Annotated in this window: 13 protein-coding genes; all 13 read left to right on the forward strand. The window is 45.4% G+C overall.

From position 1 onward, the window contains the following. Positions 1–433 precede the first annotated feature (433 nt). Complete coding sequence (locus IQQ51_RS24760) at positions 434–922, forward strand: type II toxin-antitoxin system death-on-curing family toxin (RefSeq protein WP_193842405.1); 489 nt, start codon at positions 434–436, stop codon at positions 920–922. Positions 923–1,452: 530 nt separating this feature from the next. Next, positions 1,453–1,713 (forward strand): ogr/Delta-like zinc finger family protein, encoded by a 261-nt coding sequence (locus IQQ51_RS24765; RefSeq protein WP_193842406.1) that lies wholly within the window; start codon positions 1,453–1,455, stop codon positions 1,711–1,713. Positions 1,714–1,956: 243 nt separating this feature from the next. Next, positions 1,957–3,186: a DNA circularization N-terminal domain-containing protein gene (locus IQQ51_RS24770; protein WP_193842407.1), complete on the forward strand. Its 1,230-nt coding sequence runs from the start codon at positions 1,957–1,959 to the stop codon at positions 3,184–3,186. Then, positions 3,183–4,124, forward strand: coding sequence for a phage tail protein (locus tag IQQ51_RS24775; protein ID WP_193842408.1), 942 nt, complete (start codon positions 3,183–3,185; stop codon positions 4,122–4,124). The genes IQQ51_RS24770 and IQQ51_RS24775 overlap by 4 nt, the downstream gene beginning before the upstream one ends. After that, positions 4,117–4,638: a phage baseplate assembly protein domain-containing protein gene (locus IQQ51_RS24780; RefSeq protein ID WP_193842409.1), complete on the forward strand. Its 522-nt coding sequence runs from the start codon at positions 4,117–4,119 to the stop codon at positions 4,636–4,638. The genes IQQ51_RS24775 and IQQ51_RS24780 overlap by 8 nt, the downstream gene beginning before the upstream one ends. A 1-nt stretch (position 4,639) precedes the next feature. Further along, entirely contained in the window at positions 4,640–4,837 is a 198-nt protein-coding gene (locus tag IQQ51_RS24785; RefSeq protein WP_193842410.1) for a hypothetical protein, read from the forward strand. After that, on the forward strand, positions 4,834–5,220 hold the full coding sequence (locus tag IQQ51_RS24790; RefSeq protein WP_193842411.1) for a phage GP46 family protein: 387 nt from the start codon (positions 4,834–4,836) through the stop codon (positions 5,218–5,220). Before IQQ51_RS24785 ends, IQQ51_RS24790 begins: the two co-directional genes overlap by 4 nt. After that, positions 5,217–6,254: a baseplate J/gp47 family protein gene (locus IQQ51_RS24795; protein WP_193842412.1), complete on the forward strand. Its 1,038-nt coding sequence runs from the start codon at positions 5,217–5,219 to the stop codon at positions 6,252–6,254. The genes IQQ51_RS24790 and IQQ51_RS24795 overlap by 4 nt, the downstream gene beginning before the upstream one ends. Further along, positions 6,245–6,799 carry a hypothetical protein gene (locus IQQ51_RS24800; protein ID WP_193842413.1) on the forward strand — a complete coding sequence of 185 codons (555 nt, stop codon included), beginning with the start codon at positions 6,245–6,247 and terminating at the stop codon, positions 6,797–6,799. Before IQQ51_RS24795 ends, IQQ51_RS24800 begins: the two co-directional genes overlap by 10 nt. Further along, positions 6,796–7,683 (forward strand): phage tail protein, encoded by an 888-nt coding sequence (locus tag IQQ51_RS24805; protein WP_193842414.1) that lies wholly within the window; start codon positions 6,796–6,798, stop codon positions 7,681–7,683. The genes IQQ51_RS24800 and IQQ51_RS24805 overlap by 4 nt, the downstream gene beginning before the upstream one ends. A gap of 8 nt (positions 7,684–7,691) precedes the next feature. After that, a complete protein-coding gene (locus IQQ51_RS24810) occupies positions 7,692–8,744 on the forward strand; it encodes a hypothetical protein (RefSeq protein WP_193842415.1) in 1,053 nt (350 codons plus the stop codon). Next, complete coding sequence (locus IQQ51_RS24815; protein ID WP_193842416.1) at positions 8,744–9,016, forward strand: hypothetical protein; 273 nt, start codon at positions 8,744–8,746, stop codon at positions 9,014–9,016. Before IQQ51_RS24810 ends, IQQ51_RS24815 begins: the two co-directional genes overlap by 1 nt. Next, the coding region (locus IQQ51_RS24820) for a phage tail protein (RefSeq protein ID WP_228013237.1) at positions 9,009–9,836 on the forward strand (828 nt) is incomplete at its 3' end. The genes IQQ51_RS24815 and IQQ51_RS24820, both read left to right, overlap by 8 nt.

Consider the following 9,836-nt stretch of genomic DNA (forward strand, 5'->3'; position numbering starts at 1 on the left):
ACGCCTCTCGAGCTCGCAAGCTCGCTGAGGCTTATTGGGTTCGCACTGGTTTTAAGCATGATTCTTGAGCCCAGGCGGCGCACACGCGGCTAAATGGACGTGATTCTCCCTAGGGGTTATGTTGTGATGTTCTGCGGCACACGAAGCCATACAGCGCGTTGAGTGACTGCAATGTTGCTTCGCAACGGTCTAGCAAGAAATGAGGTGGCATGATCTAGCGTTACTCGAGTGCAACCGTCGTGTTATACTTTTCTTAGCATTTGCAAAAGTAAGCGAGGTTAACCATGGCGAGCGCACTCAGACAAGAACTCGAGAAAATGATCGAAGAAGACAAAGGAGTGACTTTCTCCAGAGCGCCTAAAGCACTCATTAAAAAGACCGTTAAAAAAGTCATTAAGCAACACCAAAAAACCATAAAGGAACTGGCTGACCGATGAATACCGGTAGCACATTATTGTTCCTTGAGGCAGAGGATATTATTGATATTCACGACTCAATCCTTGAAACCGAAAAAGGCTTAAAAGGAATGAACCCTGGTAAGGTTGAGGCCATCGTAGGGCGAGTGAAAAATATTTACTCTTACGGTGAGGATGGTAATGACATTACCACGGCTTTTGAATTGGCCGCGCACTACGCCGTTGCTATTGCTCGAGGTCATTCATTCAACGATGGCAACAAGAGAACGGCTTTTGTCACTATGATCTCTATACTAGAAGTGAACAATATTCCCTTGCCAGAGGATTTAACTCAGGCTCTTATTGATAATATGGGTAATTACGCTGATATCATGGTCGACGTTGCTGATGGTTCAGTTGATGCTAAGCGATTGGCTGAAATTATCAGTGGCGTATACCTCATAGGTTTAACCGGCGTCGGACTAGTGAAACTCATTTCCTTCATTGCCCAAAAATGGGGATCGTAATGCTCCTTTTAACAACACAGCCGCGCGAGTCGCGGCTTTTTTGTATCCGCATAGAGGCAATCGAAAAAATAGATTAATATGCGAGGTATCGATTCCTTAAATCGATAAAAATCAAACCAACGTCGTGAGACAGGGAAACGCTAATGAAAAATCTATCTATTGCGGATTGTAACCGCGATTTAACCGCGCTCGGAGCACTGGAAATAAGTGTAACCCGCCGCTGAAAGTTGATATTTCACCGCTAGAACAGGCATTGATGGACGTGACCGGATGGAGCGTTAAAGGGGTTCAATGTCTACTTGGACCGATCAAAATGGGCGCCAAAATTACTATTGATAAATACACCACTCTGAGCATGCAAAATGGCGCGCTCAGAGTAACTTAAACCACAACCAAATATGCTAACGATGAGAATCAGGGTTAATTTATGCAAAAACTCACACTGACTCAATCAACCCGAGTCCTTCCCGAGAAATACCCTCATTTGAGGTTGTGTTTATACATCAAATATTCACTGTTGGAGTGTCCTCATGCTCATCACTTGTCCTATTTGTGAGTGCAAATCACGCATTGCGACGTCGAAACCTGTTACTGCAGAAGTCCGTGAGGCGTATTGTCAGTGTATTAACCTAAATTGCGGTACCTTGTTCGTGGTATTCATCTCCGTGGCTCGTATCATTGAGCCCAAAAAAACCAAACCAGACCCTCTTCTTCAGCCCGAACTTTGTAAGAATCCAGACCAAATGGATCTACTTGAACCTGATATGCAACCGCACTTTTCTATTTCTTAAAAAAACACACGCAAAAAAGCGCAAGGATGCGCAATGGTTCCCTTTCTAATTTAATCATCGAGAATCACCACGAAACCAAGCGGCACAAGGGCTGAGGTATTATTTCAATCAGTAAATAGTCTGCGTTTTATTTTGCGTTTTTTTTCTGTACGCAATTTTGGTGTGGAGGCGGGGGTGAGCCGACGCAAGCTCTAGCGCATCCCCTTGGTGCGAATTTTCGCGGTGTGGTTGGAAATCTTGACGATGTGGCAAAAGAAATACGAAAAAGGACGCTGGAATGGCGTTGAATTGAATATTCTGAGTACTGTCATTGAAGGCGGTAAGCGCCTACACGTTAGTGAAATTGCGTTTGAAGACTTGCCAGTGATTAAGAACATGGGCAGCAAGGCAAAGCGCTTCAGTTTGGAAGTGGTCTTTGTGGGTTCGCTTTCGCTTGATCAAGCTAACCTACTTCAAGCCTTGCTTGATAAAGAGCCGTCAGGCGTTCTTGAACATCCGTGGCTTGGTGAGCTGCCGCTGATATTTGATACCAGCTCAATGCGCATTGATACGCGACGTGGTTTGGTGTTGTTGAGTCTTTCATTTGTTCGCCGTCCAACGACGAGCGTGTCGTACTCGATAACCGACACCAGTGTTCGAACTCGAACTAAGTCCGTGTTGGCACAATCCAGTCCATTCTTTGAACCGGAAGTTGTTCAAATGACGCCCTCTCAACTGAAACACTTCAAAGAACGTGTGACAGCGTTGGTGGATTGTCTCTCAGGCATTATCACAACGTTGTCTCTTCCGGAGCCTTCATTAATGGATGCTGCCATCCAAGTTCGCCGTCTTCAAACTATGATCCCCGGATTGAGCAATGAGCCACTTAGCTTTGCTTCACAAATGCAAATTGCGATTGATGGCGTCAGCTATGCCGTCCAGAGTGAGCCTATGACTTATCAAGGCAGTTCTTCTACGCAAGCACGAACCTTCTATGAGGCGATCGACAATGCTCGCTTTGCACAATCTGCACTTTTGAGTTTGGTTGAAACGGGGTCTGCAGATGTTCATACCAACATTGCATTGGTCATGGGCGCTATCAATATGAACCGGAACATCGAACTCTTAGAAAAGAGTCAAAGCTTTGATGTGCTGAGCGCTAACGCCAGGGCCAGGGCTAGTGTGATTCGTCGAGACCTGAACGTGTTGTCAACGGCTGTGGATGGTTGCATCAACGACGTGACGATGTATTCGACTGCAGAACATTTAGCGCTTTATGAGGCATTAGCCAGTACTCAGAGTGGTATTGATCAGCAAGTTGAGAAAGTAAACCGAGGAAGCACACCAAGTGAGTTTGTTCAGTGCTTAAAACCGATGAGCGCACTGGTTATTGCGCATGAAGCTAACGCGAATGAAGCCTTGCTCAGAGAATTGAGTACAGAGCTGCACCCTTTGTTTTTTACTGGTCGAGTACCCGTCAAGGTGAACCCATGAGTTTGAAATTGTTTGTTCAGGGGCGTCGGATCCCGTTTTTTAATACGCAGTTGAATTTTAACTTGGAGCAATTGGCTCACACGTTTGAAGTCAGTATTGAGCCTATGGCAATCACAGAGCCTCTTTCGGTTGAGTTTACGTTGTCTGACTTACGCATTTTTAAAGGTTCAATTGATAAAGTTTCCTCTGAAACTCAGAGTCAACAGTATTCAATGAGCCTTTCCGGCCGCTCCGTCAGTGCCAACATGATTGATTCCACTATTACCATGGACGCTCGATACGGTCAGACGCTCGATAAACTGATGAATGACATCGTAAAGCGTTTTGGTTTGACGGTTAGAAACGATATGACTGCCAACGTATTAACTCCGATAGATGAGTTTCAAATTAATGGTGAATCGCCATTAGATAACTTTGCGCAGTTAGCAAAAGAGCAAGGATGTTTGATTGTAGAGCGCGATGGCGTTTTGGTGTTGGAGAAGCCAGCTCAAGGTCTTGTGCAGGGGTTTTATCTTGAGTTGGGAAAAAACATTGAGGGGTTATCCGCTTCCAGAGACTTTACTAAACAGTTTCGTGAGGTCGAAGTTCGTGGGCAATGGAGTGAGGCACATGCTGTTGCCACCAATCCGGCAATCAATTCGCATCGTCAGTGCATCATTATTGCGGACCAACTTCAAGATAAGGCGGCTTGTTTGGCAAGAGCGAATTATGAGCATGATTTTGGCATTGCGAAAAGCTTGGAAGTGTCGACTACCATACCAGGGTTACACTCTAAATTAACTGGCGATGCCATCAATCGAGTTATCAGTGTGACCGATGAAAAACAAGGTATCAAAGAGGCGATGCTGATCAAAAGCGTAAGCCTTTCCGCTTCAGATAGTAGCGCTCAAACATCACTAACGTTATGCCGACCATTTGCGCAGGTAAGCCATGTCTGAGAATGCTTTTCGACGCTTAATGAGTCGCATGAAAAACCTGATTGATGTGAGCACGATTACTGGTGCAGAGACGGGGATAGTGCAGATAAAAATGTCCACAGGGAAAGCCAACGACCGAATTAAGCGCTTGCACAACTATGGTTTTATGAGCCGCCCCCTTGTTGGTGCTCGAAGTTATACCTTGTTCCTTGGTGGTACCGTCAGTCGAGGTTTTTCGATTTGCGCGGAAGATGAGCGTCATCAGATGGAACTTGAACCGGGCGAAGTTGCGATGCTGGACGATAAGGGAAACCTGATCCACTTCACTAAGAATGGCATCAAGGTGAAGTCGCTGAATAAGATTGAAGTGGAAGCGGCGAAGGACATTACCGTGACCTCATCATCGAACGTCATTGTGAAGGGTAAAAACATCAAGATGAACGATGGCAGTTCAGTCGTGACGACAGCGCATATCTGTTCATTTACGGGCTGCGCGCACACCGATGGTTCGTCAACGGTTACGGCAGGTAAATAGCATGGCATTGGATAATGATTCACTCAAAAACCGTATTGTCACTTATCTCCAATCTGAGGGTTTTGTTACCCAAGGCAAGCATGCACAAGCGGAGAAAATGGCACGAGCCATTGCTAAAGCTGTGGTGGATGAAATCCAACAAAACGCACTTGTTGAAGTAAACAAAGGATCGTCTGCAGGGAGTTATAAAGTCACATGAGTTACTTCAAGTTGGAAGCGCTGTATGTCAATAAGGATTCATCTGAGGGATTGAAACATGCTGCACTGCAGAGCTTATTAAATCACGCACAAGCGACGCAAAACGATAAGGTTCGAATGGGAAGCGATGAACGTGGTGGTTCATGGAGTGAGGGTTATATGCCGCTTGTCGCTTCACGGCATTGGACGCAAAGCAGAGAAAAAAGCGTTGAGGTTGTTCGTCAGATGCTCAGGCAATTCAGTCTTGATGCATTGCAATGGATGGTCGATGAGAATTGGGTTCAAGCTGTTGAGGTGACCGTGGAACCCGTTTCTAACACACGGTTTGAGCGGACAATCACACTCAACACCTTTGAGAATGACAAAGTGAGATTCACATTATGAGTACACAGCGCAGTTTGACGGCGTTGATTGATAGAGCAAAGTCTACGCTTATCGCCAGAACAGGACAAAATAACCCGGCAATTGATGCCATTGCTTGTGCAATTGCTGGCGTGAGTTATGGGCAATACGGTTACCAAGACAATTTGCTTCGTGAGTTGAACCCGGAAACGTGTAGTGAGTCATGGTTATATTTGCATGCCTACCGTCACAAAACACCTCGTTTGCAGCCAACATATGCCAAAGGTTACGTCCAATTTGAAGCCATCACCGACGTCGTTGAAATACCGCAAGAAACGCGCTTCACGTTAAAAGCAACGGGTATTGAGTATGAAACGTTATCGACACACCTAAGCAATGAACCCATTGAAGCGATGGCATTGAGTGCGGGCAGTCTGGGCAACTTACCGACAGGTACCTTGCTGAGTCTGACTCAAGCGTTAGCCGGTGTTCATCCCGATCGAGTTCTTTGTTTGGGATTTGAAGGTGGTGCTGAGCTTGAAGATCTTGAGCGATGGCGAACTCGCGTTGTGATGGCGTTTAGCCGAAGCAGTTTAGTAGGACGAATTGAAGATTACGAAGCATGGGCAATGTCTGCTCACGTGGATGTTGATTACGCTTGGGCACTCGATAACACGCCATCTCTAGGTTATGTGCAGGTTTATATCGGTACCCGATCAGATAACCCGTTGGTATCTGAAGGCGTGGTCAAAATCGTTCAAGACTATATCGATGAGGAGCGTTTAGCTGGCTGCCATCCGAATGTTGGACTACCAACATTAAAGCCGATTGATATAGGTATTCAGAATGTCGACTCTCCTGTTATTCGAACGCAAGTCATCGTTGCATTGAAAAAGTTCTTTCAAGAGAAAATGGGTAAACGCGACAAAGAAGGCAACTTGGAGTCCATCACGCCGACGGAAATCATCTTGGCGATTGCTTCGGTGACAAGCGGATACATATTGACGAGTCCCCAACAAGAGCAGTTCTTGAAGGTGAATGAAATCCATACCCTTGGAGAAGTGACATGGACATAGCGGATTTTTTGACGTCTTACAGCGAGGAAGGCTTCACGCAAGCCTTGCGTCAACTGCTACCCAAAGGCGCTTATTGGCAGGAAGCCGAAAACATCGAACTTGAGCGATTGCTTCAAGGCATGGCTGCTGACTTTAAAGCGACGCACGATGACTTGCATTTGGGGATCTTAATCGCTGAGCCAGAGCCATTATTTGGTTGGAAGCTTTCGGATTATCGCCGCTTGATGAAAGAGCATGACATTACGGGGGAAGTCTTTGACGACAAAGAACGTCCCAATCTGATACTGGTCGCGCTGGATGCCAGTCAACCATACCAAAAGATGCTGAAAGCTTTTGAGGAAATCCGTTTACCTCATACCAGTTTGTTTTGGTTGTTTGATGTGACAGAAAGTATGAAGCCCCAACCTGTTTATATCGGTGGTTATCAGTGCGTACTAAACCACATCGAAGTGGGTCCGAAGCCGCCCAATCCAAACGTGTATGGTGAGCTTAGGGTTGCGCCCTATGTGACGGTTTACGAAAGAATAGAGATACCTTTGAGATGAGTACCAAGATGAACATGAATGCTGAACCTGAGCAATATGCGGTGGTGACAGATGTCGGTAAACGAAAGCTCGATGCTTTGATGCTTGGAGAAACACTCAGGCTCACCGAGTTAGCGTTTGGTGATGGTAATGGTTCTAGTGTGACGCCTGATATTGGTAGTGTCGCGTTAGCGAGAGAAATTGGGCGAGAGACAATCACCGTTGGTGAAGGTACTTATTATTCTGCAGGCGTTGAAATGACCTCTGAGATTATCAATAAGTATCAAGGAATGTGGCTACGCGAAGTTGGTCTTTTTGATGAGGATGGCGACCTTATTGTGTGGGGTTCAGTGGCTCCAACATTGGTCTCCATGTTTTCAGAGCGCAGCGTTATCGTGCATTTACCCGTTGAGAATCAAGACCAAATCGCCATCGTAGTTGATACCACCAAGCGATATGTGACCGTTGCGGAGTTCGAAGCGTTTAAAGACAGTATCCAGTCATTATTAAGCCCGATGGATTACTCCGAACATGCCACGCAGCTTGCTGATACTCGCAATCCTATCTACGAGACGCTGCCAGCTTCAGTGATGGCAGTTATACCTGCAGGGTTGCTTCAAGGTTTTAACGATGAAGAAGGCTCCGCTATTTTTGTGCCATTTGCTGGTATTGAATACGTGTTGTCTATCACCACTGCGCGCAATTCGATTGGATTTGACCAGGTGATTACGTTTATTGAACGAACGGATGATAAGCAAGAAAGGAACCAGACTTTCAAACGCTCCGGTCGAAGCTTTGCTGACGCTACGGTGTGGGCATCAATGACGGGCGTACTACCAAACCAAGAGTTAACCGTTAAGCGCTTATTCTTTAGGGAGAACGCATCAATGATTGGCTATTACTAGAGGTATCTATGCCATTACTAACAGAAGGTTTTGATTCAATCATCGGTACTGATTTTGAATTACAGTTACCCAACGAACTTAAAGTGATTAACCCAGCGGGTGCTTCCATTGTGGACGGAAAGCTGGAAGGGAAAGCTATACGTCTTACCAATGGCGCTTACTTGCAGTTTAACGCAATAACCGCGTCATCTGGCTATCTTGTCTACGCTGGCTGTTCTTTCAAGTTTCAAGATGTCATTCCAGCACAAGAATTGGCGCAAATATCTTTATACCCTAGCTATAGACGTCCATATGAACACACAGATAGTGTCAGTGGGCTGGATGTATTGGTATTCATTAAAGATGGTCAATTATTTTATCGCCGAGGTTCTAATAATAGTCCGTTAATCACGATAAGACCAAACCAGTACTATTACTTAGAGTTTAGGCACCAATACAGCCATAATTATTCTGATGCCCGAGAGAATTATGTTGAGATTTGGCTTAATGGCATATTGTTGCACAGGATTAAGCAATACGAATCAAGTTACCACAACGTTAATCTTGCCATGCATTTTGGTAGCGATACTACATCAGGTCTTGATATTGATGACTTGTACATTTTTCATAGTGCGGGTTATTACTATTACGGACATACATACTCAGATAGCATCATGCCAATCCTTGCTTCAGGCAAAGTGAAAACAATCAGTGTTGTTAATACGCAAAGCAATACGTTTGGCGTTACTGGCGCAGCTAGTGCGCATGAGGCGCTATCAGACAACAACGATGCCACATTTATATCGTCAAATGAAGCAGCAGAAGCCTCGCTTAACATTGATACCAACGTTGGTCGATTCTTTTCGGCAAACTTAAAAGTGCGTGCAAGCTCTGATTCGGACGGCGTCATCACGACATTAATGTCAGATTCAACAGGTGCTGAAATCACAGGTTCGAAACAAACTGTTGCTTTGGGTGCAGAGAGCAAAACTCTCATTTTCCCTCTCTTGGGTGGTGCTTCAGGCGGTGAAGCGTTAGCGGAAAAAATCAAAGCTGGTTCAACTCTCAAGGTGACGACGTAATGAATAAAGTAACTGACGTTAGCATCGAAACTATTCAAGGGCCGAGTGGTGTTCGGATTGCCACCGCCCTAATTGAAACGCTCGGACGCACAAGTGGCGCTGAAGTGACTGAAACAAGCATCGAGTACGCAACTCGCATCCTTGAGCCGTCAGTAAACAGCGCTTGTTATTACTTTGGGGTGAAAAGCTTTTCAGCAAGAGAACTGTTCGAACAAGAAGGAGCGAGCAGTTTGATGGAATTAGTGAACAGAGAAAAACAACAAAATGGCTAATGAAAAATACTACACGATAGTGACAAAGCGAGGTCTTGAAAAAATTCAAGATTACTATCGCCAAGAGAAAACGCTACCGTTAACGATGATTGGTTTTGGTGGTATCGATGGCTCTGATGATGCGTACGTTCGTCCAGCTCTAGATATGACACGAGTGCCTAATGAGTGGGCGAGAATCGCTATTGAACGCAAACCAAAAGAAGGTTTTATTGGTGGCGGTGCCACGGTAAATAATAAAACAGAAGTGTATCGAGGTAAGTGGATCCGCAATACTGGTATTTATGACGAAGATGGTGAGCTCATTCTTGTTACTAGTACAACGCCTAATGAAGTGACCGGGGATGAATCCGTAGTTTCATCGCACATTGTCGATGTTTACACGGTTCTCGAAAATGCTTTGCATGTCGTGGTGGTTACTGATACTTCATTAGCGCATCCAACGTATGACGAGGTGAATGAAGCGCTTGACGCTTTACAAGAAAAACTCAGTCAATACGCAACCACAAACACTCCGGGCTTTATTGAATTAGCGACACCTCAAGAGGTTAGTACTGGCAGTGATGCGAAGCGAGCTGTGACGCCAGCAACGCTGAAACCTGTGTTAGATGCTCTCAAATCTCTTATCGAAGATGCGCAGGGCGAACTTGGTCAACCCGCAACGACGGAACGCTTGGGTTTGGTGGAACATGCAACACAACAAGAAGTTGATCAACGTACTGGTGGTGATCGCGTGGTCACCACTCAGACGCTTGATAAGCCTGGTCTAATCAACTTCCTTCAAAAGTATGCTGACGATGAAATTGAGAAACTGAAAGAACTT

This window comes from Vibrio sp. OPT18, assembly GCF_015163615.1.
GTDB lineage: Bacteria > Pseudomonadota > Gammaproteobacteria > Enterobacterales > Vibrionaceae > Vibrio > Vibrio coralliirubri.

What these genes read in the sequence shown, in the direction of transcription:
- IQQ51_RS24760 (WP_193842405.1), top strand. Translation starts at nt 434, where the DNA reads ATGAATACCGGTAGCACATTATTGTTCCTTGAGGCAGAGGATATTATT.
- IQQ51_RS24765 (WP_193842406.1), top strand. Translation starts at nt 1,453, where the DNA reads ATGCTCATCACTTGTCCTATTTGTGAGTGCAAATCACGCATTGCGACG.
- IQQ51_RS24770 (WP_193842407.1), top strand. Translation starts at nt 1,957, where the DNA reads ATGTGGCAAAAGAAATACGAAAAAGGACGCTGGAATGGCGTTGAATTG.
- IQQ51_RS24775 (WP_193842408.1), top strand. Translation starts at nt 3,183, where the DNA reads ATGAGTTTGAAATTGTTTGTTCAGGGGCGTCGGATCCCGTTTTTTAAT.
- IQQ51_RS24780 (WP_193842409.1), top strand. Translation starts at nt 4,117, where the DNA reads ATGTCTGAGAATGCTTTTCGACGCTTAATGAGTCGCATGAAAAACCTG.
- IQQ51_RS24785 (WP_193842410.1), top strand. Translation starts at nt 4,640, where the DNA reads ATGGCATTGGATAATGATTCACTCAAAAACCGTATTGTCACTTATCTC.
- IQQ51_RS24790 (WP_193842411.1), top strand. Translation starts at nt 4,834, where the DNA reads ATGAGTTACTTCAAGTTGGAAGCGCTGTATGTCAATAAGGATTCATCT.
- IQQ51_RS24795 (WP_193842412.1), top strand. Translation starts at nt 5,217, where the DNA reads ATGAGTACACAGCGCAGTTTGACGGCGTTGATTGATAGAGCAAAGTCT.
- IQQ51_RS24800 (WP_193842413.1), top strand. Translation starts at nt 6,245, where the DNA reads ATGGACATAGCGGATTTTTTGACGTCTTACAGCGAGGAAGGCTTCACG.
- IQQ51_RS24805 (WP_193842414.1), top strand. Translation starts at nt 6,796, where the DNA reads ATGAGTACCAAGATGAACATGAATGCTGAACCTGAGCAATATGCGGTG.
- IQQ51_RS24810 (WP_193842415.1), top strand. Translation starts at nt 7,692, where the DNA reads ATGCCATTACTAACAGAAGGTTTTGATTCAATCATCGGTACTGATTTT.
- IQQ51_RS24815 (WP_193842416.1), top strand. Translation starts at nt 8,744, where the DNA reads ATGAATAAAGTAACTGACGTTAGCATCGAAACTATTCAAGGGCCGAGT.